The organism is Nakamurella endophytica, from assembly GCF_014646215.1.
Lineage (GTDB): Bacteria > Actinomycetota > Actinomycetes > Mycobacteriales > Nakamurellaceae > Nakamurella > Nakamurella endophytica.
The window spans coordinates 557,303-581,712 of the sequence record NZ_BMNA01000002.1 but is presented as its reverse complement, the minus strand read 5'-3'; the positions used below and the strand labels follow the sequence as shown (position 1 = coordinate 581,712).

22 protein-coding genes are annotated in these 24,410 nt (G+C 74.5%); 11 read left to right on the top strand and 11 right to left on the bottom strand.

Features of this window, described 5'->3' with window-relative positions; translation table 11 throughout:
- The first annotated feature begins 93 nt into the window (after positions 1-93).
- The 3 genes from IEY37_RS06175 (at position 94) to IEY37_RS06165 (ending at position 3,322) form a co-directional block, all read left to right on the top strand.
- Positions 94-924 (top strand): septum formation family protein, encoded by an 831-nt coding sequence (locus IEY37_RS06175; RefSeq protein ID WP_188940610.1) that lies wholly within the window; start codon positions 94-96, stop codon positions 922-924.
- A 537-nt stretch (positions 925-1,461) separates the two neighbouring features.
- Positions 1,462-2,325 carry a hypothetical protein gene (locus tag IEY37_RS06170; RefSeq protein WP_188940609.1) on the top strand — a complete coding sequence of 288 codons (864 nt, stop codon included), beginning with the start codon at positions 1,462-1,464 and terminating at the stop codon, positions 2,323-2,325.
- A 136-nt stretch (positions 2,326-2,461) separates the two neighbouring features.
- Positions 2,462-3,322, top strand: a complete 861-nt coding sequence (locus IEY37_RS06165; RefSeq protein WP_188940608.1) for an LLM class F420-dependent oxidoreductase — start codon at positions 2,462-2,464, stop codon at positions 3,320-3,322.
- Between the two features lie 30 nt (positions 3,323-3,352).
- On the opposite strand, the gene IEY37_RS06160 is transcribed toward IEY37_RS06165, so the two are convergent.
- Entirely contained in the window at positions 3,353-4,156 is an 804-nt protein-coding gene (locus tag IEY37_RS06160; protein ID WP_188940607.1) for a TetR/AcrR family transcriptional regulator, read from the bottom strand.
- A gap of 69 nt (positions 4,157-4,225) precedes the next feature.
- Here IEY37_RS06160 and IEY37_RS06155 point away from each other — a divergent pair, with 69 nt between their 5' ends.
- Together IEY37_RS06155 and IEY37_RS06150 are read left to right on the top strand one after the other, a co-directional pair.
- Positions 4,226-5,416: an MBL fold metallo-hydrolase gene (locus IEY37_RS06155; RefSeq protein WP_188940606.1), complete on the top strand. Its 1,191-nt coding sequence runs from the start codon at positions 4,226-4,228 to the stop codon at positions 5,414-5,416.
- A gap of 11 nt (positions 5,417-5,427) precedes the next feature.
- Positions 5,428-5,850, top strand: a complete 423-nt coding sequence (locus IEY37_RS06150) for an ester cyclase (RefSeq protein ID WP_188940605.1) — start codon at positions 5,428-5,430, stop codon at positions 5,848-5,850.
- Between the two features lie 4 nt (positions 5,851-5,854).
- Here IEY37_RS06150 and IEY37_RS06145 read toward each other — a convergent pair whose 3' ends face one another.
- Positions 5,855-7,066, bottom strand: a complete 1,212-nt coding sequence (locus tag IEY37_RS06145; RefSeq protein ID WP_188940604.1) for an epoxide hydrolase family protein — start codon at positions 7,064-7,066, stop codon at positions 5,855-5,857.
- Entirely contained in the window at positions 7,063-7,542 is a 480-nt protein-coding gene (locus tag IEY37_RS06140) for a nuclear transport factor 2 family protein (protein ID WP_188940603.1), read from the bottom strand. The genes IEY37_RS06145 and IEY37_RS06140 overlap by 4 nt, the downstream gene beginning before the upstream one ends.
- A gap of 28 nt (positions 7,543-7,570) precedes the next feature.
- On the opposite strand from IEY37_RS06140, the gene IEY37_RS06135 reads away from it, so the two are divergent.
- Positions 7,571-8,044: a MarR family winged helix-turn-helix transcriptional regulator gene (locus tag IEY37_RS06135; RefSeq protein ID WP_188940602.1), complete on the top strand. Its 474-nt coding sequence runs from the start codon at positions 7,571-7,573 to the stop codon at positions 8,042-8,044.
- Positions 8,045-8,067: 23 nt separating this feature from the next.
- Here the strand turns inward: IEY37_RS06135 and IEY37_RS06130 are convergent, their stop codons facing one another.
- Both IEY37_RS06130 and IEY37_RS06125 read right to left on the bottom strand, forming a co-directional pair.
- Entirely contained in the window at positions 8,068-8,334 is a 267-nt protein-coding gene (locus IEY37_RS06130; RefSeq protein ID WP_188940601.1) for a hypothetical protein, read from the bottom strand.
- A 161-nt stretch (positions 8,335-8,495) separates the two neighbouring features.
- Positions 8,496-8,993, bottom strand: coding sequence for a winged helix-turn-helix transcriptional regulator (locus IEY37_RS06125; RefSeq protein ID WP_188940600.1), 498 nt, complete (start codon positions 8,991-8,993; stop codon positions 8,496-8,498).
- A 72-nt stretch (positions 8,994-9,065) separates the two neighbouring features.
- Between IEY37_RS06125 and IEY37_RS06120 the strand changes: the two genes are divergently transcribed.
- Together IEY37_RS06120 and IEY37_RS06115 are read left to right on the top strand one after the other, a co-directional pair.
- A complete protein-coding gene (locus tag IEY37_RS06120; protein WP_188940599.1) occupies positions 9,066-9,893 on the top strand; it encodes an MBL fold metallo-hydrolase in 828 nt (275 codons plus the stop codon).
- Positions 9,894-9,948: 55 nt separating this feature from the next.
- Positions 9,949-10,530 (top strand): dihydrofolate reductase family protein, encoded by a 582-nt coding sequence (locus tag IEY37_RS06115; RefSeq protein ID WP_188940598.1) that lies wholly within the window; start codon positions 9,949-9,951, stop codon positions 10,528-10,530.
- A gap of 473 nt (positions 10,531-11,003) precedes the next feature.
- Here the strand turns inward: IEY37_RS06115 and IEY37_RS06110 are convergent, their stop codons facing one another.
- From IEY37_RS06110 to tkt, 6 genes are all read right to left on the bottom strand, one after another.
- On the bottom strand, positions 11,004-11,990 hold the full coding sequence (locus IEY37_RS06110) for a malate dehydrogenase (protein ID WP_188940597.1): 987 nt from the start codon (positions 11,988-11,990) through the stop codon (positions 11,004-11,006).
- A 112-nt stretch (positions 11,991-12,102) separates the two neighbouring features.
- Positions 12,103-12,855 (bottom strand): 6-phosphogluconolactonase, encoded by a 753-nt coding sequence (gene pgl / locus IEY37_RS06105; RefSeq protein ID WP_188940596.1) that lies wholly within the window; start codon positions 12,853-12,855, stop codon positions 12,103-12,105.
- Positions 12,852-14,681, bottom strand: coding sequence for a glucose-6-phosphate dehydrogenase assembly protein OpcA (opcA, locus tag IEY37_RS06100; protein ID WP_188940595.1), 1,830 nt, complete (start codon positions 14,679-14,681; stop codon positions 12,852-12,854). Before opcA ends, pgl begins: the two co-directional genes overlap by 4 nt.
- 79 nt (positions 14,682-14,760) lie before the next feature.
- Positions 14,761-16,293, bottom strand: coding sequence for a glucose-6-phosphate dehydrogenase (gene zwf / locus IEY37_RS06095; RefSeq protein WP_188940594.1), 1,533 nt, complete (start codon positions 16,291-16,293; stop codon positions 14,761-14,763).
- Positions 16,294-16,401: 108 nt separating this feature from the next.
- Positions 16,402-17,571: a transaldolase gene (tal, locus tag IEY37_RS06090; protein ID WP_188940593.1), complete on the bottom strand. Its 1,170-nt coding sequence runs from the start codon at positions 17,569-17,571 to the stop codon at positions 16,402-16,404.
- A 25-nt stretch (positions 17,572-17,596) separates the two neighbouring features.
- Positions 17,597-19,762 carry a transketolase gene (tkt, locus tag IEY37_RS06085; protein ID WP_188940592.1) on the bottom strand — a complete coding sequence of 722 codons (2,166 nt, stop codon included), beginning with the start codon at positions 19,760-19,762 and terminating at the stop codon, positions 17,597-17,599.
- Between the two features lie 399 nt (positions 19,763-20,161).
- Between tkt and IEY37_RS06080 the strand changes: the two genes are divergently transcribed.
- From IEY37_RS06080 to IEY37_RS06070, 3 genes are all read left to right on the top strand, one after another.
- On the top strand, positions 20,162-21,127 hold the full coding sequence (locus IEY37_RS06080; protein WP_188940591.1) for a heme o synthase: 966 nt from the start codon (positions 20,162-20,164) through the stop codon (positions 21,125-21,127).
- Complete coding sequence (locus IEY37_RS06075) at positions 21,124-21,465, top strand: hypothetical protein (RefSeq protein WP_188940590.1); 342 nt, start codon at positions 21,124-21,126, stop codon at positions 21,463-21,465. The genes IEY37_RS06080 and IEY37_RS06075 overlap by 4 nt, the downstream gene beginning before the upstream one ends.
- Before the next feature lie 143 nt (positions 21,466-21,608).
- Positions 21,609-24,335, top strand: coding sequence for an alkaline phosphatase family protein (locus IEY37_RS06070; RefSeq protein WP_188940589.1), 2,727 nt, complete (start codon positions 21,609-21,611; stop codon positions 24,333-24,335).
- Positions 24,336-24,410: the final 75 nt, after the last annotated feature.

The window sequence follows — 24,410 nt, the reverse complement described above, 5'->3', positions numbered from 1 at the left end:
CCGGGGCGGCCCGCCCGCCGGTCGCCCCGGTGCCCTGCACGCTGCAGCGGCCGGGACAGGTCCCGCCGCGGCGGCTCGGGTTACCGTCGCCGGGTGCGGCGACCTCGCGCCCTCGTCGGGATGCTGCTGGTCGCGGTCGCGCTGGTCGCCTGCCTCGCGCTGTCCGCGTGGGCGCGGATCCCGACGGCGAGCAGCCCGCTCGCCGAACCCGTGGCCGGTCCGCCCACGGTCGGGTCCTGCCTGGGCCTGCCGGCCGGCACCGTCGACACGGGTGCGGCGGCGTCGGTGTACGGGCCCTGCACGGGTCGACACCTGGGGGAGGTCGTCGCCGTCGTCGCCGCCGAGCCGGCCGGCGCCTCCGCGGCGGGGGCGCACGGCGTGTGCGCCGGCAGGTCGCCGTACCGGTATCTCGGACTCCGTGACGACGGCACGCTGGACGGCTCCTGGCTGCCCAGCCTCGCCGCGGCCTACCGCTCCGTGGTCCCGGACCGCCGGCAGTGGGCCGCGGGCCAGCGCTGGGTCGCCTGCCTGATGGTGCCGGCGCCGACCGCCCCCGGTGCGCCGCCGAGCTACCGGGGCGTCGCGCGGGACGCCTTCGGATCCGGTCGCCTGCCGGCGGTGTACGCCACGTGCACGGACCGGCCGGGGCGGGATCCGTTGCCCTGTACGGCACCTCACCGCACCGAGACGGTCGCCACCGGAGCGGGGCGGGTGGCCACCGCCGGTGCCACGGCCGGCCTGGTCGCGTCCTGCGGCCGGTTCCTGCGCCGGGTGACCGGGATGGCGGACCCGGCCGCGGGCGGGCAGCTCGCGGTGCGCGTCACCGTCGACGGCGGCACCGCCACCTGCGGCATCGTCTCGACCCGGCCGCTGGACTCGACGCTGGTCGGCCTCGGCGGCGGCCCGCTGCCGTGGGCGGGCTGACCGCCGGGGACCTCGAACCGGCCCGACGGGGACCGCGGGGGGCAGCTTGCCGGCCGGTCGGTCGGCGTCCGGCGGTTGGCGGTCGGTCGGCCGGACCGGGCATCCGGTCGGCCGGCCCTTCGGCGTCGCGACATCGCTGCGCACGGCCACCGGCTCGGCGGTCGCCGTCCCGACCGGCGCGCGCGGCGCGCCGGTCGCGGCATCGATCCCATGATCACCCGCCGGGGTGACGGCGGGACGGGACGATCACCCGGCGGGTGGCCCGGCGGCGGGGGACGCGCACGCAGCGCCACTGCGGTCCGGTCGGATCCGTGCCCGGAGCCGGCGATGCGACACCGGCGGGTGACCGCCGGAACACCGGCCGGCCGACCGGTTCTCGGGCCGCGGGGGAACGAGGTGCACCCGCCGCGCGGCGACTGATCCGGTCGGATACCGTTCGCGCGGCTAGCGATGTTTGTCCGGTCTGCGGGCGCGCCGGCTTCCCGGCGCGCCGAGCCCGGCGTGCCGTCCTTCTGCTGTTTCGGGTGAGGAGCCCTGATGCAGAACCTCCAACCGTCCTCCGTCCCGCCGCACCTGCGCGGCGGTTCGCGAGGGCAGCGGCGCGGCGCCGTCCGGCCGGTGGTGGCCGCGGTCGTGACCGCCCTCGTCGCCGCGGTGGCACTGGTCACCGGCGGCGGCACCGCGGCCGCGGCCGCGCCGCGCGGCGGCACACCCATCGGGTCGCTCGACAAGGTCGTGTACGACCTGGCGTCCAACCGCATCTCGGTGTCGGGTTGGGCCGGCGTCCCCGGCGTCGGCTCGGCGGCGCAGCGGGTGCACGTGTTCATCGGCTCGGTCGGGGTGGGCAGCGTCGGGACCGGTGTCCGCAGGCCGGATGTCGCCCGGCACTACCCGTCGATCGGTGCAGCGTCCGGCTTCCGCTGGTCGAACATCGCGCCGCCCGGACGCGGCCGCTACCGGCTGTGCGTCGTCGCCGTCCGCCAGGGCGGTGTCGGGGACAACCGGACCCTCGGCTGCGTGCTGGTCACCGTCGGCATCCCGGGTGCCCTCATCGGCCGCATCGATTCCGCGATCCAGTACCCGGACGGCAGGCTGAGTCTCAAGGGCTGGGTGCTGGACCCGTTCGACGCGGTGTCGCCGACGCCGTTCGTCGTCGTCCCGCCCGGCACCACGTTCCCCCGGGCGAACGAGAAGGCCTACCTGGGCCTGGCCGGCTCGCCGCGGCCGGACGTCGACCGGGCCTACCCGCGCAACGGCACCAACCACGGCTTCGCGATCGTGCTGTCCGCGAAGACGCTGGGCACCAAGGTCGGTGGCACGGTGTGCCTGGGCCGGCTGCAGGGTGCCAACGGCCGGGTGTTCACCGGGCCGGTCTGCCAGACCATCCGGCGCGGCGCCTGACGAGGGGTCGGCGAGCACCCGGCACGGTGGACGTGCCGGGTGCTCGGCGCCGGAGCGCCCGGTCCCGTCGGTGACGGAACCGGGCGCTCCGGTGTCCGGGGAACATCGTCGACGCCGCCCGGCGTTGCGCCCCGGTATGGGTATCTCGGTCTCCGGTCTGGGTCGCTTCGGCGTCTGGCGTAGCTTCGCGAAGGTCACGCCCGGCTTCGCCGCCGAGGTGGAGGAGCTCGGCTACGGCACGCTGTGGCTGGGCAGCACGCCGTCCGCGGTGGAGGAGGTCGAGCCGCTGCTCGCCGCGACCACCGACCTCGTCGTGGCCAGTGGCATCGTCAACGTCTGGGCCGGTCCGCCGGCCGACGTGGCGCGGTCCTTCGCCCGGCTCGAGGAGCGCCACCCGGGGCGGTTCCTGCTCGGCATCGGCATCGGTCACCCGGAGGCGACGGCGCAGTACCGCTCTCCCTACGAGGCGCTGGTGCGGTTCCTGGACGGCCTCGACGCCGGCGGAGTGCCCCGCGAGCGCCGGGTGCTGGCGGCCCTCGGTCCGCGGGTGCTGCGGCTGGCCCGGGACCGGACGCTCGGCGCGCACCCGTACCTGGTGCCGCCGGCGCACACCGCGCTGGCGCGGCGGGAGCTGGGCCAGGGCGTGCTGCTCGCCCCGGAGCAGAAGGTGGTGCTCGGGGACGACGCCGATGCCGCACGCGCCGTCGGCCGGCCGGTGGTCGACCAGCCGTACCTGCACCTGACGAACTACGTCTCCAACCTGCGCCGGCTGGGCTGGACCGATCGGGACATCGCCGACGGCGGATCCGACGCGCTGATCGACGATCTGGTCGCCCGCGGTTCGGTGGACGACATCGCGCGCCGGCTGCACCAGCACCTGGACGCCGGCGCCGACCACGTCGCCATCCAGGCGCTGGCCGCGGACGACGACGCGCTGCCGACCCTGCGGGCGCTGGCCCCGGTTCTCGGGTTGCGGACCGCGCCGACCGCCCGCTGATCGGGGGGCGCCCGCGACGGCGGCCGGGGCTCAGCCGGCCGGGCGCGGCTCAGCCGGCCGGGCGCGGCTCAGCCGGCCGGGTGCGGCGCCGCGCCGCGCCGCGGAGCCGGCCGCCTCCGTCGTCCCGGACGGTCCGGTGCCCGCCGTCCGGGACCGGCGGTCCTGCACCTCCCGCAGCAGCCCGGCGAGGGCGAGCTCGAACAACCGGTCGGCCTCGTGTTCCACACCTGCGTGCGCGACGGCCGCCAGGCCGGGGAACACCGCGGGATTCAGCTCCTGCTGCGCACTCTCGTGCGCCTTCTCGCCGCCGTCCAGTCCCGCGACGGGGGACCGGGCGCCGTCGGCCAGCACGTGGCCGACCACCATGCGGCCGGCGCAGTCGACCGCGTCCGCGGCGTCCTCGGCGGAGGAGCCGCCGTCGAGCAGGACCCGGACCGCCGCCTCCACCACCGCGAACGCCGCGGGCGTCGCCGGCGGCCTGGTCCCGACGAGTGCCGCCACGTCCGGGTGCCGGAGCAGGGCCGCCCGCAGTGCGCGGACGACAGCGGCGAAGTCCTCGGCCCAGTGGCCGGTCCTCGCCGGCAGCTCCACCCCGGCGAACGCCCGCTCGACGAGACCGTCGTAAAGACCTGACTTGTCACCGACGTGCCGGTACACGGCCATCGGGTCGACGTGCAGCTCCGCGCCCAGCCGCCGCATCGTCAGGCCGGCCAGTCCGTCGCGGTCGACGATCGCCAGTGCAGCGTCCAGCACCCGCTCCCGGGACAGCACCGCAGGGCGGCCGGGGCGGCGGCCGGCACCTGCCGGATCGCCGGTCCCCCTGTTGACACCCATGGAGGCGCACTCTACGGTCCTGGTTCATCTACGACGTAGAAAAACAGGGTCGGACGAGAGGTGGCGACGATGGAGTCCTCGACGGTGACGGGCGCCGCGGTGGAGATCGGTCCGGACCTGTACCTGGTGCGCGGACATCACCCCACGTCGATGTGGTCGGACAGCAACGTGCCCAACATCCTCGTCTGGCGGGCGGGCCGCGAGCTCTACCTGCTCGACTCCGGGCTCGGGCCCGCGCAGCGCGGCGCCATCCAGGACGTGTGCGCCACGCTGGCCGGCGGCTGCGACCGGGTGACGCTGCTCAACAGCCACGCGCACCTGGACCACATGGGCAACAACGACGTCCTCGCACAGATACCGATCGCCGAACGGCAGCACTACATCTCGTCCCTGTCCGGTCCGTACCTGGACACCCTCAACTTCTTCCGCAACGCCTACAACGAGGGAGCCGGCTACTTCGACTACCTGGCCGGACTGCGCTGGGACATGGCCGAGCTGCTGCCGCTGCTGGTCCGGTGCGGGCTGAGCCCGGACGCCGACCAGGACCGGCTGCGGGCGGCGGCCGTGGCCCTCGCGGACGCCGGCCTCACTCCGGTGATCAGCCACTTCATGGGGGACCTGCTGATCCGCATGATCAGCGAGACCTACCCCGCCGCGCACCCCGACGTCACCGGCGCGCAGACCTACGAGTCGCTGCCGCAGCAGACCTTCCGCTACGGCGCGGCCGAGTGGACGGGCTGGCGGGTGGGCGACGTCGAGGTGTTCCGGGCGCACGGCCACACGGCGGACGGCGTCCTGTTCTACCTGCCCGAGCGACAGTTCCTGTTCCTGGCGGACGAGACCACGACCATCCCGATCTGGCGCGACACCGATCCGGACGCGGCGGCGCGGAACCTGGCCGGCGTCCTGGCCATGGTGGACGCCGGAGCGGTGCAGGCGGTCGCGGCCGGCCACTTCCCGCTCGAGGTGGTGTCGGGTGCCGACGACATCCGCACGCTGGTGCGGGGCTACCTGGCCCAGAAGGCGGCGTTCGAGTCCGCGGTGGACGCGGCGCTGGTCGCGTTCCCGGACGGGGTGACGATCGACGAGCTCTACGACCACCTGGCCGCGACCGGCGGCGGGGCGGTGACGGCGATGATGGGCATGCAGTTCCCGCGGATGCCGACGTTCTTCAAGCTGACGCTGCTCAACCACTGCCGGCGGCACTGTGTCGAGATCGCCGACGCAGCCGGACGTCCCCGGTTCCGGGCGGCGAGGTGACCGTGCCGACGGTGGATGCCGCCGCGCTCGCCCGGGAGTTCCTGGCGGAGCTGGGTCGGCAGGACTGGGACCGGCTCGACCGGCTGTGCCGCCCGGACTACGTGCACCACGCTCCGCGGGTGGCGCGCGCCTCGCTCGCCGAGTACCGGCAGGTGGCCACCGCGATGTTCTCGGCGTTCCCCGACATGACCGTGCGGGTCGAACAGCTGGTGCCCGCGGGGGAGTGGGTCACCGCCCGGTACGTCGCGACCGGCACCCAGACCGGGCCCTTCCACGGCATCCCGCCCACCGGTCGGACCGTGTCGTTGTCCGTGCTGGCGCTGCTGCGACTGTCCGGCGACCTGTTCGCCGAGGGCTGGTTCGAGTTCGACAGCGGTGAGCTGGTCGAGCGGCTCACGCAGGCGGCGGCCGGCGCCGGCCCCGCCCGCAGCTGAGGGGTCACCCGACAGCGGCGCGGAACGGCCGGAAGAACTCGCGCAACTCCTGCGCGTACAGCTCGGGCTCCTCGTAGGCAGCGAAGTGACCACCGCGCGGCGGCTCGGTCACCCGCACGACGTGCGCCGTCCGTTCCAGCCGCGCCCGCGGCGGACGGACGATGTCCCCCGGGAACAGCGAGAAGCCGGACGGCACCTCGACGCGGCGGGCGAGCTGCTCGGGTGGGAGGGCGGCGTTGGCCCGGTACATGCGCATGGACGAGCCGATCGTGCCGGTGAGCCAATACATCGTGACGAGGGTGAGGATCTCGTCCCTGCGGTAGCTGCGCTCGAGGTCGCCGCCGCAATCGCTCCACGCGCGGAGCTTCTCCACGATCCAGGCCGCCAACCCGGCCGGCGAGTCGGTCAGACCGACGGCCGCCGTCTGCGGCTTGGTGCGGTGCACGGCCGCGTAGGCACCCTCCGCGGCGCCCCAGGCGGCGGCATCCCGCAGCCAGGCCTGCTCCTCGGCGGACAGCTCGGCCGGATCGGCCGTGGGCGCAGGCAGCCCGGCATCGGTGCGGTGGACGGCCACCACCCGGTCCGGGTGGTCGAGTGCCAGGTACCGGCTCACGTGGCTGCCGATGTCCCCGCCGGCCGCGCCGAACCGCCGGTAGCCCAGGACGGACAGCAGCTCGGCCCACAGCCCGGCGACCGCGCGGGAGTCCGGGGCGGCCCCGGTGGGCCGGTCCGAGTAGCCGAACCCCGGCATGTCCGGGACGACGACGTCGAAGGCGTCGGCGGGATCCGCGCCGTGCGCGCCCGGATCGGTCAGCAAGGGCAGCACCTTGACGTACCGCCAGAACGAGTCCGGCCAGCCGTGGCACAGCACCAGCGGCAGCGGCGCCGCGCCGCCCGGCGGCGGGACCGCCCTGGCGTGCACCAGGTGGATGTCCAGGGACCCGACTCGTGCCCGGAACCGGGGCAACCGGAGCAGCTCGGCCTCGCGCGCCGGCCAGTCGAACCCGTCGGCCCAGTAGTCGACCAGCTCGCGCAGGTACGCGACGTCGACACCGAGCGACCAGCCGGCGTCCTCCGGGGCATCCGGCCACCGCGTGGCGCGGAGCCGGGCGCGCAGATCGTCCAGCTCGGCGGCCGTGGCGCGATCCCGGAACGGGCGGACGGTGGCCGTGCCGGCCGGTGCCGGTTCCGGGGACGCCGCCTCCGCCGTGCTCACCGTGCCACCGGATCCGTACCGGCGGCACCCGCGTTCGTGGCGCCGGTGGCCGGTCGGTCGCCCAGAGGCTCGTAGCAGTCGAACGTCTCGTGCTCGACGACCTGGCCGTCGTGCACGGTGAGCAGTGCAGCGACGTGGGCCACCAGCTGCTGCCCGTTGCGGTACGGGCCGGCGTCGACGCCGACGGTACCGCGCCACGTCGCGCGCACGGCGGCGCGGTTCCCGGAGGTGAGCACCTCGTGGACGTCGAAGACCTGATCGCGGAGCAGCGCCTTGCCGGCCCGGAAGCCGTGGACCGTCCGCTCCAGGTCGCGGACGGCGCCGGCCGGTGTGACGGCGTTCGGATGCTCGGTCACCCGGAGGCGACCGTGCAGCAGCGGGCGCAGGTCCTCCTCCGTGGAGCGCAGGTCGGAGACCGTGGCGTAGTAGCGGCGGACGACCGTCTCGATGTCGGCGCCGGAGGTCGTGGTTGTCATGGCGCGGACCATACACAACAATGGTTGTGTGTTGGAAGAGCAACCGGAGATCGGTGTCGCGGCAGCGCTGTCCCTGCTCGGCGCCGTCGTCGACGAGGCGGTGCTGGACGCGCTGGACGGGACCGGCCTGCGCCGCGCCCACGGGTACCTGGTGCAGCGCCTGCTGCTCGGGCCGGCGACGGCCACCGACATGGCCGACGACCTCGGGGTGAGCCAGCAGTGGGTGTCCAAGGCCCTGAAGGAACTGGTGGCACTCGGCCACGTCGAGGTGCTGGCCGCCGGCGCCGACCGGCGGCGCCGTCCCGCCGCGCTGACCGCGTCGGGCCGGGAGGCTGTCCGGACCGCCCGGGCGACCCGGGCGAGCATCGACGCGCGCCTGCGCGCCGCGGTCGGTCCCGATCGCTTCGATGCCACCCGCGCCGTGCTGCTCGCCGCGCTCGACGCCCTCGGGGCCGGCGAGCGGGTCCGCCGGCGCTCGGTGCGCCCACCCGCGACCGGATGACGCAGCGATGCCGCGAGGACGGGTCAGTCGTGGGCTCGGTCGTCGTCCGGGCGCCCCGGGCGCAGTACCCGGGCGACGTCCTCGACCGGGAGCCAGGTGTAGTCCTGCCCGAAGGTCCGGTCGCCGCAGCTGACCAGGACGGCCCGGTCCGTCCAGCGGGCCGCCGTGCAGGGTCGCCACTCCTCCGAGCCGTCGAGCAGCACGAAGCGGGCGATGACCGGGACGGACCGGCCGGCCGGGCGCACCGATCCCTTGGGAGTGGGCACCGCGTTCATGTAGTCGTCCAGCACGCCGGACAGTGTATCGAACAAGTGTTCGAACGGCCGTCGCGAGATCGTGGTGTGTCGGGTCCGCGGTCGCCCTGCACGCCTGCGGTGCAGCGGGGGAGCGGTCGGCCGGACGCGGACCGTCCGGGCGCAGCGCGACGCGGTTCCGGGGCGGCGCCCGGCTGCTAGGTCGACGTGGCCGCCCGGTACGCGGCGGCAAGCCGCTCCCGGACGCCGGGCGACCGCGGCGCGGTGCCGGCGCCCAGGTGGGCGTGGCGGAGCTCGTCCATGAACTCGGCCCACAGTGCCGGGCCGCCCTGCTCGAGCAGCTCGGCGCGGACCCGCAGGGCCGGGCTGGTCGGCCGGTGGCGCAGCCCCCAGCTGCCGAGCTGCGCAAGCACGGGCACCAACTGGATGGCCGGCTCGGTGAGGTTGTACCGGGCCCGCCGGCCGCGCCCGGCTTCCTCGCGGGTGAGCAGTCCCGACCGGACGAGCCCCTGCAACCGGTCGGCCAGGATGTTCGACGCGATGCCCTCGAGCGACTGCGCGAGCAGCTCCCGGAAGTACCGGCGGTCACCGAACACGATGTCCCGCAGGACGATCAGGGTCCACCGGTCGCCGAAGGCCTCGACCGCGGCGTTGATCGGGCAGCCCGACCGCGGCTCCTCGGATGATCCTCGCATAGTGGTTGCAAAATACCACCGGTTACCGCTAGCGTCCCCGCCACCGGTCGGCTCCACGCGAGAGGTGATCCCATGCTCATCCAGGTCGCGGACGGCGTGCTGGTCCACCGGAGCGCCTTCTGCCAGAGCAATGCCGTCGTCCTGCACGGCGCGGACGGCGACCTGGTCGTCGACCCGGGGATCACCGCCGGCGAGCTGGCGTGCCTTGCGGACGACCTCGACCGCGCGGGTCGGACGGTGGTGGCCGGCTTCGCGACGCATCCGCACTGGGACCACCTGCTGTGGGACGCCCGGCTCGGCGAGGTGCCCCGCTACTGCACCGCCGGCTGTGCCGCCACGGTCCGCGACCGGCTGTCGGACCCTGGCGCCCCGGCGCGCGTGGCGACGATGCTGCCACCGGAGTTCGCCGACCAGATCCCGCTGGACCTGCTCGGCCGGGTGACCGGACTGCCGCGCGAAGCCTCGCGGATCCCCTGGAACGGTCCGGACGTGCGCATCCTCGAGCACCACGCGCACGCCCTAGGCCATGCGGCGCTGTGGATCCCGGATCGCGGTGTGCTGATCGCCGGCGACATGCTCTCCGACGTCCTGCTGCCCATCCTCGACCTCAACCGTCCGGCGGACCCCGTCGAGGAGTACCTCGCCGCGCTGGCACTGTTCGAGTCGCTGGCGGGGGACGTCGACGTCCTGGTGCCGGGCCACGGGTCCGTCGGGTCCGGAGGCTCGGTGCAGGCCCGCGTCGACCTCGACCGGGCCTACCTGCGGGCGCTCCCCGACGGCGGCGGGGACGACCCGCGGATCTCGTCGGCGTTCGGCGCCGGCTTCCTGCCCGCGCTGCACGAGGGCCAGGCGGAGCGACTGGCCGCGCGCCGGGTCCAGGAGGCGGCGCCCGCGCACTGATCGGCACCGGGACCCGGGGCAGCCGAGACCGTCACCGATCGCAGGAGGTGGACCAGTGGGCCGATTGATCTACTCGGCGCTCGCGTCGCTCGACGGCTACGTCGAGGACGCCGGCGGCGGGTTCGACTGGGCGGCGCCGGACGGCGAGGTGCACGGCTTCGTCAACGATCTGGAGCGGCCGATCGGCACCTACCTGTACGGCCGGCGGCTCTACGACACGATGAGGTTCTGGGAGACCGCGAACGCCGATCCGGCGGGCGCGGACCCGGAGCAGGACTATGCCCGCATCTGGCAGGCCGCGGACAAGGTGGTCTACTCCCGCTCGCTGGCCGCTCCGGCGACCCGGCGGACCCGCGTCGAGCGACGTTTCGACCCGGACGCCGTGCGGCGGCTGCTGCAGACCTCCGCCGGCGACGTCTCGATCGGGGGAGCCGAGCTGGCCGGCCAGGCGCTGGCCGCCGGACTGGTCGACGAGTGCCACGTGTTCCTGTCCCCGGTCGCGGTGGGCGGCGGGAAGCCGGTCTTCCCGCTCGGTGTCCGCGTCGACCTGGACCTGCTGGACCAGCGCCGTTTCCGCGGCGGCACCGTGTACCTGCGGTATGCGGTCCGGCGACCGGACGGCGCCGCGTCCAGCTGACCCGGTGGCCGCTCGAGGTCCGGCGGACGGACCACGACGCCCCGAGATCCACGGCGAGCCCGGCATCGCCGCGGTCGGTGGTGCGACACCCGCGGCGGCCCAGGAGCGGTCGCCGATCGGATCCTGTGCGGGACGCCGGTGGCCGGTCAGGCCGGGTCGGGTCCCGTGCCGGCGGGGTCCACCTCGTCCCCGCGACCCGGTCGGCGGTGGCGTCCGGTCCGGTGGGGGACCGGACACCTCCGGTCGGCGGCCAGGTCGGACACCGCGACCCGCCGGCGGCCGCAGGAGCGCACCGAGCGGTGCCGGTAGACCTTCATCCGGCACGGCAGGCACGCGGGATCGGCGGACACGCCCCGCAGGAGCCCCGGGCGCCACGGGTGATACGTCCCCTCGTCGCGCGCCCGGCCGCTCGCGGCGGCAGCCCGGGTCGCCGGCACCGGATCGGCACGGACCGGCACCGGCGACGGCAAGGGTCAGATCAGACCGAGGGAGCGGATCGCCGCCTGCTCGTCGGCCAGCTCGGCGACGGAGGCGTCGATCCGCCGGCGCGAGAAGTCGTCGATCTCCAGGCCCTGGACGACCTGGAAGCTGCCGCCGGAACTGGTCACCGGGAACCCGGCCACCAGCCCTTCCGGGATGCCGTAGGAGCCGTCGGACACGATGCCCGCGCTGACCCAGTCCCCGTCCCGGGTGCCGAGCACCCAGTCGTGCACGTGGTCGATGGCGGCGTTCGCCGCGGACGCGGCCGACGAGGCGCCGCGGGCGTCGATGATCGCCGCACCGCGCTTGGCCACGGTCGGGATGAAGGTGGACTCCAGCCACTCCTGGTCGACCCGGTCCCGCACCGGCGTGCCGGCCACCCGGGCGTTGCTGACGTCGGGGTACTGGGTGGCGGAGTGGTTGCCCCACACCGTCATCCGGGTGATGTCCGCGACGGGCGCGTCCAGCCGCCTGGCGACCTGCGTCAGCGCCCGGTTGTGGTCCAACCGCATCATCGCGGTCCAGCGGTCGGCCGGGACGTCGGGTGCGTGCGTGCGGGCGATCAGGGCGTTGGTGTTGGCGGGATTGCCGACCACCAGGATCCTGACGTCGTCCGCGGCGCCCGCGTTGATCGCCTCGCCCTGCGGCTTGAAGATGCCGCCGTTGGCCTCCAGCAGGTCGCCGCGCTCCATGCCGGCGGTCCGCGGGCGGGCCCCGACGAGCAGCGCCACCGACGTCCCGTCGAACGCCGACCGGGCGTCGTCGGTGATGTCGATCCCCGCCAGCAGCGGGAACGCGCAGTCGTCCAGTTCCATGGCGGTGCCCTCGGCGGCCTTGAGCGCCGGAGTGATCTCCAGCAGGCTCAGCCGGACCGGGGTGTCCGGCCCGAGCATCGCGCCCGACGCGATCCGGAACAGCAGCGCGTAACCGATCTGGCCGGCAGCGCCGGTCACCGTCACCTTCACCGGCGATGGGCCCATGGTGTGGCTCTCCTCCTCGAGCAGTGCCCGCGGCGGTCACCGCGGGGCACGGGTCAGCATGTCAGGACGGGCGGGCGCCGGCCCGACGGACCGGTGTCGCGACCGTCACGGGTCAGGACGTGCGGATGGCCGCCAGCCCGGCCGGCAGCTGGGACGCCGCGGCGCGGTCCAGCAGCACCAGCGTGCGGGACGTGCCCACGGCGCCGGCCGCGGGCACCGCGACCTCGCCGGCACCGGCCACGGTCAGCGCGACCGCGCCTGCCTTGCCCTCGCCCGTGGTCATCAGCCACACCTCGGCGGCCGTGCGGATGGTCGGCAGGGTGAGCGAGATCCGGGTCGGCGGCGGCTTCGGGCAGTTCCGCACCGCCACCACCGGCCGTTCGTCGTGGACGGCCGGCGACTCCGGGAACACGGACGCCACGTGACCCTCCGGTCCCATGCCGAGCATCACGACGTCGAACGCCCGGACACCGGCCAGCTGCACGGCGTACGCCTCGGCCGCGGCGTCGACGTCGTCCCCGAACTTGCCGTCCGACGCTGCCATGGCGTGCACCCGGGCAGGATCCAGCGGCAGGTGGTTCAGCAGCGCCTCCCTGGCCTGCTTTTCGTTCCGCTCGTCGTCGTCCGCGGGCACGAAACGCTCGTCTCCCCACCACAGCTCGACGCGGCGCCAGTCGACGGCGTCGCGGGCGGGGGAGTCGAGGAGCTGCGCCAGCACGCCGATGCCGGTCCCGCCGCCGGTCAGCACGACGGACGGCACCCGGCCGGACGCCTGGGCGTCGACCAGCTTGGTGACCAGCCGGGCGGCCGTCGCCGCGGCCAGCACCTCCGGCGTGGAATGGACGACGACCTCGCGCGTGCTCACCCGGTTGCTCCCTTCCGTCGCCGGCGGCGTGCCGGCGCCCTGTCCGTGGTCTTGCCGGTGGCGGCGGACTCGGCCACAGTGCCCGCAGCGCCCGCGGTTCCGGCCGCGTCGTCGCCGGAGGCGCCGGTGGTCGTGGTCGGTGCGTCGTCCGTCGCGTCGTCCCCGGGGCGGTTCTCGGCGGCCACCGCGTCGGCGACCTCGGTCGTTCCGGACGCCAGCACCGACGGCTGCCCGGGACGGCGCTCCCCTCCGGTGCCGTCGCCGGCCTCCGGTGCCTCGGCGTCCGGCGCGGCATCGGACGACGACGGTGCCGGCGAACCGGGGTGGTCCAGCGGGCGGCGCCGCCGGCCGTCCACCGGCGTACCGGCCGCGCTCGGCTCGTCCGGGGGCCCGGCAGGATCGGGACCGGTCGGCACCGGGACCGCGTCGGCGACGTCCGCGATGTCGCCGGAGGTGGCGGCCGCCCGGCCGCGGCCACCCCTGGCCGGAGACGTCCGGTCGGCGCTGCGGCGCCGGGCCTTGGGTGCTTCCTCGGCCGGTGCGGGTGCGGGTGCGCTGCGGCGCCGAGCCTTGGGTGCCTTCTCGGCCGGTGCCGTGGCGCTGCGGCGCCTGGCCTTGGGTGCCTCCTCGGCCGGTGCCGTGGTGCTACGGCGCTTGGTCTTGGGTGCTTCCTCGGCCGGTGCCGTGGCGCTGCGGCGTCGGGCCTTGGGCGCCTCCGCGGCCGGGGCGGGTTCGGCGGCGGTGCGGCGACCGCGCCGCGCCGCGGTGGGGGCGGCCTCGGCGTCGGTGGCCGACCCGGTGGCGGAGCGCCGGCCGGCCCCGCGCCCGGCGATGCCCGGCCGGGTGGACGCCCGGCCCGACGTCGCGCGGGCCGCGCGGGTGGGACCGCTGGCAGCGGCGCGCTCGGCACTGGCGACGAGCCCGAGCCCGGTGGCGAGCACGTCGGCGTAGACCTCGTCCGCGTCCAGCCGGCGCAGCTCCTCCGCGATGCAGTCGCGCAGGTTCCGGCGTGGCAGCGACAACTGCCGCCCGGGCTGGTTGGACACGGTGAGTGTCGCGGTGTCGCCCTCGGGCCGGACCAGGCTGATGCTGCCGGACCGCCGTTCCAGCAGCACCGAGCGGAGCCCGGTACCGGCCCGGTCGACCTTCTGCCGGCGCACCGGGCAACGCAGCCGCAGCGCGAGCCACCCGGCCAGCAGGTCGGCCGACACCGAGTCCGACGCGCCGGACACCGTGACGCCGGTGACCTTCTCGTGCGGCGGCTGGTCCAGCGCCGCTGCGAGCAGGCCGCGCCAGGTGGTCAGCCGGGTCCAGGACAGGTCGGTGTCGCCGGGCCGGTAGCCCGAGATGCGGTTCGCCAGCGCCGTCGTGGGCCGGCGCACCGCCGCGGCATCGGTGATCCGGCGCTGCGCCAGCGCGCCCACCGGGTCCTCGGCGGGCACCTCCGGTGCCGCACCCGGCCACCAGGCCACCACCGGCGCGTCCGGCAGCAGCAGGGGCACGACCACGGCGGCGCCGTGCTGGGCCAGCGGCCCGTACAGCCGCAGCACCACCACCTCGCTGGCACCGGCGTCACCGCCGACCCGGATCTGCGCGTCCATCCGCGCGGTGCCGCGACCGGACCCGCGGGCCAGCACGATGACCCGGCACGGGTGCTCGAAGGACGCCCCGTTGGCGGCCGCGATCGGGTCCTCGCCGGAGTCCTCGTCGGTGACGATGACCAGCGTGAGCACCCGGCCCTGGGTGTTGGCGCCGCCGCGCTCGCGCAGGTCCACCATGGCCTTGTTGATCGCCGACGAGTTCGTCGACGGCAGGTCGATGATCACTGGCGGCCCTCTCTCGGACGGGGTCCCTGCGCTGTCCGTGCCCGGTCCGACGGCGCCGCGGGCCGGACCGGCCCGGCGGTCACGGCCGCCGCCAGGTGCGGCCGTCGCGGGCCATCATGGCGTCGGCCGAGGCCGGGCCCCAGGTCCCGGACACGTACTGGTCGACCCCGCCGCGCTGGCGGGCCCAGTGCGCCTCCACCGGGTCGAGGATCCGCCACGACAGCTCGACCTCCTCGTCCTGCGGGAACAGCGACGGCTCGCCGAGCAGCACGTCCAGGATCAGCCGCTCGTAGGCCTCCGGCGAGGCCTCGGTGAACGACTGGCCGTACGAGAAGTCCATGTTGACGTCGCGGACCTCCATCGCCGGCCCCGGGACCTTCGAGCCGAAGCGGATGGTCACGCCCTCGTCCGGCTGCACCCGGATGACCAGGGCGTTGGACCCCAGCTCCTCGGTGTCGGTGTACGAGAACGGCAGGTGCGGTGCGCGCTTGAAGACCACGGCGATCTCGGTGACCCGCTTGCCCAGCCGCTTGCCGGTCCGCAGGTAGAACGGCACGCCGGCCCACCGCCGGGTGTCGACGAGCAGCTTGACGGCGGCGTAGGTCTCGGTCGTCGAGGACCGGGAGATGCCCTCCTCCTGCAGGTACCCGATGACCTTCTGACCGCCCTGCCAGCCGCCCGCGTACTGGCCGCGCGCGGTGCTGGCGGACAGGTCGGCCGGGAGCCGCACGGCCGACAGCACCTTGACCTTCTCGGTCCGCAACTGGGCCGGCGAGAACGAGACCGGCTCCTCCATGGCGGTCAGCGCCAGCAGCTGGAGCAGGTGGTTCTGGATGACGTCGCGCGCCGCGCCGATCCCGTCGTAGTACCCGGCGCGGCCGCCGATGCCGATGTCCTCGGCCATCGTGATCTGCACGTGGTCGACGTAGTTGGCGTTCCAGATCGGCTCGTACAGCTGGTTGGCGAAGCGCAGCGCCAAGAGGTTCTGCACCGTCTCCTTGCCCAGGTAGTGGTCGATGCGGAACACCGACTCGCTGGGGAAGACGTCGTTGACGATGCCGTTCAGCTCCTGCGCCGACGCCAGGTCGTGGCCGAAGGGCTTCTCGATGACGACCCGGCGCCACTCGTCGCCGTGCGGGTCGGCCAGGCCGGACCGGCGCAGCTGCTGCAGCACGACCGGGAAGGCGCCCGGCGGGATCGAGAAGTAGAAGGCGTGGTTGCCGCCGGTGCCGCGGACCCGATCGAGGTCGGCCAGCGTCGCGGCCAGCGTGTCGAACGCGTCGTCGTCGCCGAAACTGCCCTGCACGAACCGGAAGCCCTCGGCGAGGTGCCGCCAGACCTCCTCGGAGAACGGGGTCCTGGCGTACTCGCGGACCGCGTCGTGGACGACCTTGCTGAAGTCCTCGTTGGCCCAGTCCCGCCGGGCGAACCCGACCAGGGCGAAGCCCGGCGGCAGCAGGCCGCGGTTGGCCAGGTCGTAGATGGCCGGCATGAGCTTCTTGCGGGACAGGTCGCCGGTCACGCCGAAGATCACGATGCCGGACGGGCCGGCGATCCGGGGGAGGCGCTTGTCCCTCGGGTCACGCAGCGGGTTCACGTAGTCGGTCGGCATGGCGGAGGTCCTCCCGGCGGGGTGGGACGGGCCGGCGCCCGGGACTGGCCCGGGCGCCGGCTGTCGGCTCTACGTCGGCGCTGGGTCGGCGCTGTGTCGGGCCCCTGCTCAGCCCTTGCGGGCGGATTCCAGGGACGCGGCCACGGTGTCGAGCAGCTCGGCCCAGGACTTCTCGAACTTGTCGACGCCCTCGGTCTCCAGGACCTCGAAGACGTCGTCCATGTCGATGCCCAGCGCCTGCAGGGACGAGAAGACCGCCGAGGCGGCCCCGTAGGTGCCCTCGATCGTGTTGCCGCGGATGACGCCGTGGTCCGCCACCGCGTCGATGGTCTTCTCCGGCGCGGTGTTCACCGTGTTCGGGGCGACCAGCTCGACGACGTACCGGGTGTCGTCGTAGGCCTTGTCCTTCACACCGGTGGACGCCCACAGCGGGCGCTGCGCGTTGGCGCCGGCGGCGGCCAGCGCGCTCCACCGCTCGCCCGAGTACTGCTGCTCGAACAGCCGGTACGCCAGCCGCGCGTTGGCGATCGCGGCCTCGCCGCGGATCGCTGCGGCCTCCGGGCTGCCGATGGCATCCAGCCGCTTGTCGATCTCGGTGTCCACTCGGGACACGAAGAAGGACGCCACGGAGTGGATCTTCGACAGGTCGTGCCCGTTGGCCTGCGCCTGCTCCAGGCCGGCCAGATGGGCGTCGATGACCGCCGCGTACCGGTCCAGCGAGAAGATCAGCGTCACGTTGACGCTGATGCCCTCGGCCAGCACCGCGGTGATCGCCGGGAGGCCCTCGACGGTCGCCGGGATCTTGATCAGCACGTTGGGCCGGTCGACGATCTTGGCGAGCTCCTGCGCCTGCGCGATGGTGCCGTCGGTGTCGTGCGCCAGGCGGGGGTCGACCTCGATCGACACCCGGCCGTCGACCCCGTTCGTCTGCTGGTACAGCGGCAGGAACAGGTCGCAGGCGTCCCGCACGTCGTCCGTGGTCGCTGCCCGGACGACGTCGTCCACGTCGGCGCCGCGGGCCGCGAGCTCGGACACCTGCTGCTGGTACGAGGCACCGTCCGCCAGCGCCGCCTGGAAGATCGACGGGTTGGTGGTGACGCCGACCACGTGCTTGGTCCGGATGATCTCGGCCAGGTTGCCGCTGTGCAGCCGCTGGCGGGACAGGTCGTCCAGCCACAGCGAGACACCGGCGGCGGCCAGGTCGGCCAACGGGTCGGTGTCGGTGGAGGAGCCGTTCGTCGGGTCGGCGACGGACTCTTCGGGGGCTTCGTCGGTCATGGTGTGCCTTTCTTCGCGGTGTCGGTCACTTCTCCTGCAGGTCGATACCTGCATCCTCCAGCGACGTGGTGCCGTGCGACAGGGTGTCCGGCGCGTTGACCGCCGAGAGCGACTCCCGGGCAGCGGTGACGACCGCGTCGGTGGTGAGACCGAACTTGCTGTACAAGGTCTGGTAGTCCGCCGAGGCGCCGTAGTGCTCGATCGAGACGGGCCGGCCCTGGCTGCCGATCCACCGCCACCACGGCTGGGAGATCGCCGCCTCCACCGACACCCGGGCGGTCACCGACTTGGGCAGCACGCTCTCGATGTACCCCTGGTCCTGCGCCTCGAACCAGTCCAGGCACGGCACGGACACCACGCGCGTGCCGATGCCCTCCTGCTGCAGCACTTCGCGGGCCTCGACGGCCATCTGCACCTCGGACCCGGTGGCCAGGATGATCACCTGCAGGTCGCCGTCGGCCTCGCGCAGCACGTAGGCTCCCCGCTTGACGCCCTCGGCGGAGGTGCCCTCGAGGACCGGGACCGCCTGCCGGGTGAGCGCCAGACCGACCGGGCCGGTGTTCCAGACGCTCTGCTTCTCGAGCACGGCCTTCCAGACGTAGGCGGTCTCGTTGGCGTCCGCCGGGCGGGCCATCGCCAGGCCGGGGATGGCCCGCAGCGCGGCCATGTGCTCGATCGGCTGGTGCGTGGGTCCGTCCTCGCCGAGGCCGATCGAGTCGTGCGTCCACACGTACACGACGGGCGCGCCCATCACCGCACCGAGTCGCACCGCCCCGCGCATGTAGTCGGAGAAGGTCAGGAAGGTCCCCCCGTAGGGCCGGGTCGGGCCGTGCAGCGCGATGCCGTTGAGGATCGCGCCCATGGCGTGCTCGCGGATGCCGAAGTGCAGCGTCCGGCCGTAGGGGTTGGTGTTCCATTCCTCGGTCGCGGCGGCGACCGGGCCGAAGGAGTCGGCGCCCTTGATCGTGGTCAGGTTCGACTCCGCGAGGTCGGCCGACCCACCCCACAGCTCGGGGAGCACCGGACCGATGGCCGACAGCACAGCGCCGGAGGCCGCGCGGGTGGCGATGCCCTTGGGATCCGGGTCCCAATGGGGCAGCGAGCTCTCCCAGCCCTCGGGCAGGTCGCGGGCGGTGAGCCGGTCGAACAGCGCCTTGTGGTCGGGGTTCGCCTGCGCCCACGCGTCGAACCGCGGCTGCCACTCGGCCTTGGCCTGCTCGCCGCGGTCCAGTGCCTGCCGGGTGTGCTTGATCACCGTGTCGTCGACCTCGAAGTCCTTCTCCGGGTCGAACCCGAGGATCTTCTTGGTCGCGGCGACCTCGTCGGCGCCGAGCGCAGCCCCGTGGGACTTGCCGGTGTTCATCTTGGTCGGCGCCGGGAAGCCGATGATCGTGTGCAGCTGGATGAAGGACGGCCTGTCCGTCACCGCCTTGGCCTGCTCGATGGCCTCGAGGATGCCGGTGACGTTCTCGCCGCCCTCGACCTCCTGCACGTGCCAGCCGTAGGCCCGGTAGCGGGCCGCCACGTCCTCGGACAGGGCGACGTTCGTGTCGTCCTCGATCGAGATCTGGTTGTGGTCGTAGAACACGACGAGGTTGCCGAGCTGCTGCCGGCCGGCGATCGAGGACGCCTCGGAGGTGATGCCCTCCTCGATGTCGCCGTCGGAGGCGATGCAGTAGATGAAGTGGTCGAACGGACTCTCACCGGGCGCGGCGTCGGGATCGAACAGGCCGCGCTCGCGGCGGGCGGCCATGGCCATGCCCACCGCCGAGGACAGGCCCTGCCCCAGCGGCCCGGTGGTGATCTCGACGCCCTTGGTGTGGTGGACCTCGGGGTGCCCCGGCGTCAGCGATCCCCACTTGCGCAGCTGCATCAGGTCCTCCAGCTCCAGGCCGAACCCGGCCAGGTACAGCTGGATGTACAGCGTCAGGCTGGAGTGCCCGGCAGAGAGCACGAAGCGGTCGCGGCCCGTCCATTCCGGGTCGGCCGGGTCGTGCACCATGACGCGCTGGAACAGCGTGTAGGCCAGCGGCGCCAGGCTCATCGCCGTGCCGGGGTGGCCGTTCCCGGCCCGCTGGACGGCGTCGGCGGCCAGCACGCGGACGGTGTCGACGGCCCGCTTGTCCAGATCCGACCAGTCGTCCGGGACGTGGGCCTGCGTCAGCTCGGTGATCTCTTCGGTGGTGGTCACGGGTGGGACAGCCTTCCTGCGACGGGCGGCGGGGCCGCGGATGCGGACGGAACAGACGCGCTCGGGCGGTCCGATGAGCCTATTCCCCGTCCGAGCGGCCCTGCCCGGCACCCGCCCGGCGTCTTCGCGGGGTCCGCGGCGGCGACGGTTCGTGCGGGTCGGCCGCACCCGTCCTCGACGACCGTCGGCGCCACCCGCGCCGTGCAGGGACAGGCCCGCGGTGACCGGCGCCACGCGGGGTGGGTCCGAGCGGCCACCCGGGCCCGCCGCATAGGATCGCTGGGTCGGCCGGGTCCGGCGGAGGGCTCGCGGTGCCGGGCATGGGCGACAAGCAGGGAGGCGACGGTGACACCTGCGGTGCCGCCCGTGCCGCCCGTGCCGGCACACGGCGCTCGGACCGTGGCCGACGCGGACCCCGTCGGGGCGGAGGACCGGGCGGTCGCCCCGCGGCGCCCCGACCGGAACACCTCGCCGCTGCGGGCCACCGTGTCCGCGTACCTCGCCCTCACCAAGCCACGCATCATCGAGCTGCTCCTCATCACCACCGTGCCGGCGCTGTTCGCGGCACAGCGCGCGGTGCCGCCGCTGTGGACGGTGCTGGCGACGCTGGTCGGCGGTGCGCTGGCGGCCGGCAGCGCCAACGCCCTCAACTGCGTGGTGGACGCGGACATCGACGCCGTCATGCGCCGGACCCGGACCCGCCCGCTGGCGCGCCACGCGGTGCCGACCCGGAGCGCCCTCGTCTTCGGCGTGGTGCTCGGCCTGCTGTCGGCACTGTTCCTCTGGGCGACCACGACGTGGCAGGCGGCCGTGCTGGCCGTCGTGGCGATCCTGTTCTACGTCTTCGTCTACTCGCTGTGGCTCAAGCGCCGCACCCGGCAGAACATCGTCTGGGGCGGGCTGGCGGGGTGCATGCCGGTCGTCATCGGCTGGTCCGCGGTCACCGGCGACATCGGCTGGCCGGCCTGGGCGTTCTTCGGCGTCATCTTCTTCTGGACCCCGCCGCACACCTGGGCGCTGGCCATGCGTTACCGCGAGGACTACGCGGCGGCCGGCGTGCCGATGCTGCCCGTGGTGGCGACCGAGCGGGTCGTCGTGCGGCAGATCGTCCTCTACTCCTGGGCGATGGTGGCCTGCTCGCTGGTGCTCGTCCCGGCCTCGTCCTGGCTGTACGCGGCGGTCGCGGCGCCGGCCGGGCTGGCGTTCCTGGCCTGCGCGCACGTGCTGCACGTCCGGGTGCTCCGCGGGCGCCCGGCGCAGCCGATGACCCTGTTCCACCTGTCCAACCTCTACCTGACCGTGGTGTCGGTGGCCTGGGCGGTCGACGCCGCCATCGGGCTGCCGGTCATCGGGCTGCGCGGATGAGCGACGTCCCGGAGCCCGACCGGGCGTTCGGGGCGCCCGACCGGGACCCGCGGGCGCGGGCCAAGGTCGTCGCCAAGGCCGTCGCGGCCGTCCGCCGGCTGCTCGGTGACGCGGGCGCCGGCCGCGCGGTGCTGGAACCGGTGGGCCGCACCGGTGTGCGCCTGGTCGTCGTTGCCGCGGACGGGCGCTGGGGTGATGCCGTGCTGCCGGACGAGGCGACCGGCCGCGAGGTCTGCGCCGAACTGGGCATCGAGCCGGGGGAGTGGGACCGCGACCTGTCGTCGGCCCTGGTCACGACCCCGGCCGACCGCCGCAGGATGGCCGGCTCCCGCCGCTGAGCACCGCCGGGTCGTACGCAGGGTGACGACCGGCGGGCAGGGCCTGGTCAGCCGGGTGACAGGGCGGTAGCGTCGGCGCACCGATCCGGGCGGCGCAGCCCGAGTGCGCGGTCCCGGGCTCCTCCGTACATCCGGAGTCGCCGATGTCCCACCGCCGTCTCGCCGCGTCCTTCGCGGCGCTGGCGACCGCGCTCGCCGCCACCGCCGGACCAGCCACGCAGGTGGCCGCTTCGCCACCCCGGCCGGGGTCCGCCGCGACGCCGGTGACCGCCGCCACGGTGGCGACCGTGCCGCGGCTGGACCATGTCGTGGTGGTCGTCATGGAGAACCACTCGGCCTCGGCCGTGATCGGCAACCCGGATGCGCCGTACATCAACCACCTGGCGGCGACCGGTGCCTCCATGACGCAGTCGTACGCGCTCACGCACCCGAGCCAGCCCAACTACATCGCCCTGTTCTCCGGCGACACCCAGGGAATCGTGGACGACTCCTGCCCGCACACCTTCACCGCGCCGGACCTGGGCAGCGCGCTGATCGCCGCGGGAGGGACGTTCACCGGCTACTCGGAGGACCTGCCGTCCGTCGGCTACACGGGCTGCGCCAGCGGCAACTACGCACGCAAGCACAGCCCGTGGGTGAACTTCCCCGCGGTCCCGGCGTCCGCCAACCAGCCGATGACGGCCTTCCCGTCCGACCCGTCGCAGCTGCCGAGACTGGCGTTCGTCATCCCCAACCTGCAGAACGACATGCACGACGGCACCGTCGCGCAGGCCGATACCTGGGTCCGGGACAAGCTCGACGGCTACGTGCAGTGGGCCGCCACCCACGACAGCGTGCTGGTGCTGACCTTCGACGAGGACGACAACAAGGCCGGCAACCGGATCGCGACGGTCCTGCACGGCGCCGGCATCGTCCCGGGGGACTACGCCGAACGGATCGACCACTACTCGGTGCTGCGCACCATCGAGGACGCGGTCGGCGTCGCGCCGCTCGGTCGCAGCGCTGCGACCGCACCCATCCTCGACATCTGGGCACCGGACCCGCAGGCGCCGACCGCGGCGTTCACCGCCTCGTGCGCCGACCTCACCTGCGCGGTGGACGGCTCGGCGTCCGCCGCCGCGCCGGGCGCCACGGTCACCGGCTACCGCTGGGACTGGGGGGACGGCACGCCGGAAGGCCAAGGTGAGCAACCGAGCCACGACTACCGGCTCGGCGACTGGACGGTGACCCTGATCGTCACCGACGACCAGGGTCGGTCGGCGGCCACCACCCGTCGGGTCTCGCCGCGCCCACCCGGGCAGGCCTCGCTGTTCGTCTCGGACGACTTCTCCCGCACGGTGTCCGGAGGCCTGGGTACGGCGGCCCTCGGTGGCAGCTGGGCGACCGGCGCCGGGTCGGCGTACTCGGTGTCCGGCGGCACGGCGCGGATCACCACGGCGAAGGTCGGGCAGACGCTCACGGCCGGGCTGCCCGCGGTCACCCGCACGGACACCGACCTGCGGATGACGCTCGGCGAGGACCGGCTGGCTTCGGGCGGCGGTCTGTACCTCGCCGTGGTGGGACGCCACGTCGCCACCAACGTCGAGTACCAGGGCAAGCTGCGGATACGCGCGGACGGCTCCGTGGTGATCGGCATCCAGGCGCTCGCGGGAACCGCCACGGCGACCGCCGTCCGCGCCGACGCCGTGCTGCCCGGCATCACGGTGACGGCCGGCGCGCGCCTGGCCACCCGGATGCAGGTCGTGGGCACCGACCCCACGACACTGCGCTGGAAGGTCTGGCCGGCCACGGCGGCCGAGCCGGCCGCCTGGTCCCAGACCGCGACGGACGCGACCCCTGCCCTGCAGGCCGCCGGCAGCGTCGGCCTGTCGTCGTACCTGTCGTCGTCGGGCACGGTCGCACCCGTGGTGACCCTGGTGTCCGCGGTCTCGGCGCAGTCGACGACCGCCGCTCCGCCGCCCAACCAGCCGCCGGTGGCCGGCTTCACGGCTTCGTGCACCGGACTGGCGTGCGCGGTCGACGGGTCCGCCTCGACCGACCCGGACGGTTCCGTCTCCGGCTGGTCGTGGGACTGGGGAGACGGCACCGCCGCCGGCAGCGGCCGCACCGCGACCCACACCTACGCCGCCGCCGGCAGCTATCCGGTCAGGCTGACCGTCACCGACGGGACCGGTGCCACCGGAACGGCCACCCGCGCGGTCACCGTGGCCGCCCCGGACAGCCGGTTCGTGGTGGACACCTTCGCCCGCACGGTCAGCGGTGGCTGGGGAACCGCGGATCGCGGCGGCGCCTGGACGGTCACCGGCGGGGCCACGCGGTTCTCGGTCGGCGGTGGGGTGGGTTCGATGGTGCTGGCCTCGCCCGGTCTGACCGTCGGCGCGACCCTGGCCGGGGTCCGGTCCACGGACACCGACCTGCGGCTCGCCCTGGCCACGGACCGGCTGGCCAGCAACAACGGGACCTACCTGACGGTGGTCGGCCGCCGGGTGGCCGGCAACACCGAGTACCAGGCCACCGTCCGGATCGCCGGCAGCGGTGCTGTGGTCGCCGGGTTGGCCCTGCTGAACGGCTCGTCGACCGCCGTGGCGCTGCGGCCCGGCGCCACCGTGCCGGGGCTGACGGCCACCGCCGGGACCCCGCTGCGGGTGCGTCTGCAGGTGACCGGCACCTCGCCCACCACGGTACGGCTCAAGGTGTGGTCCTCCACCGCCGCCGAACCGACGGCGTGGACGGCGACCGCGACGGACTCCACCGCCGCTCTCCAGGCACCCGGATCCGTGGCGCTGACCGCCTACCTGTCCAGCGGCTCGACCAACGCCCCGGTGACGGTGCGGGTCGGCGACCTGTGGGCGGCGCCCGCCACCGGCTGAGGCGCCGCCGGCCCGGTCGGGCGTTGCGCCGCGGACCGGGTGGCTGCTGCGCCGCGAACCCGGTCGGCCTTCCCG

Bases quoted from the DNA above. Each gene is read 5' to 3' on its own strand.
- IEY37_RS06075 (WP_188940590.1), top strand. From the start codon at position 21,124: ATGAGCGACGTCCCGGAGCCCGACCGGGCGTTCGGGGCGCCCGACCGG.
- IEY37_RS06070 (WP_188940589.1), top strand. From the start codon at position 21,609: ATGTCCCACCGCCGTCTCGCCGCGTCCTTCGCGGCGCTGGCGACCGCG.
- IEY37_RS06165 (WP_188940608.1), top strand. From the start codon at position 2,462: ATGGGTATCTCGGTCTCCGGTCTGGGTCGCTTCGGCGTCTGGCGTAGC.
- IEY37_RS06140 (WP_188940603.1), bottom strand. From the start codon at position 7,542: ATGACAACCACGACCTCCGGCGCCGACATCGAGACGGTCGTCCGCCGC.
- IEY37_RS06160 (WP_188940607.1), bottom strand. From the start codon at position 4,156: ATGGGTGTCAACAGGGGGACCGGCGATCCGGCAGGTGCCGGCCGCCGC.
- IEY37_RS06155 (WP_188940606.1), top strand. From the start codon at position 4,226: ATGGAGTCCTCGACGGTGACGGGCGCCGCGGTGGAGATCGGTCCGGAC.
- IEY37_RS06110 (WP_188940597.1), bottom strand. From the start codon at position 11,990: ATGGGCCCATCGCCGGTGAAGGTGACGGTGACCGGCGCTGCCGGCCAG.
- tal (WP_188940593.1), bottom strand. From the start codon at position 17,571: ATGACCGACGAAGCCCCCGAAGAGTCCGTCGCCGACCCGACGAACGGC.
- IEY37_RS06170 (WP_188940609.1), top strand. From the start codon at position 1,462: ATGCAGAACCTCCAACCGTCCTCCGTCCCGCCGCACCTGCGCGGCGGT.
- zwf (WP_188940594.1), bottom strand. From the start codon at position 16,293: ATGCCGACCGACTACGTGAACCCGCTGCGTGACCCGAGGGACAAGCGC.
- IEY37_RS06120 (WP_188940599.1), top strand. From the start codon at position 9,066: ATGCTCATCCAGGTCGCGGACGGCGTGCTGGTCCACCGGAGCGCCTTC.
- IEY37_RS06125 (WP_188940600.1), bottom strand. From the start codon at position 8,993: ATGCGAGGATCATCCGAGGAGCCGCGGTCGGGCTGCCCGATCAACGCC.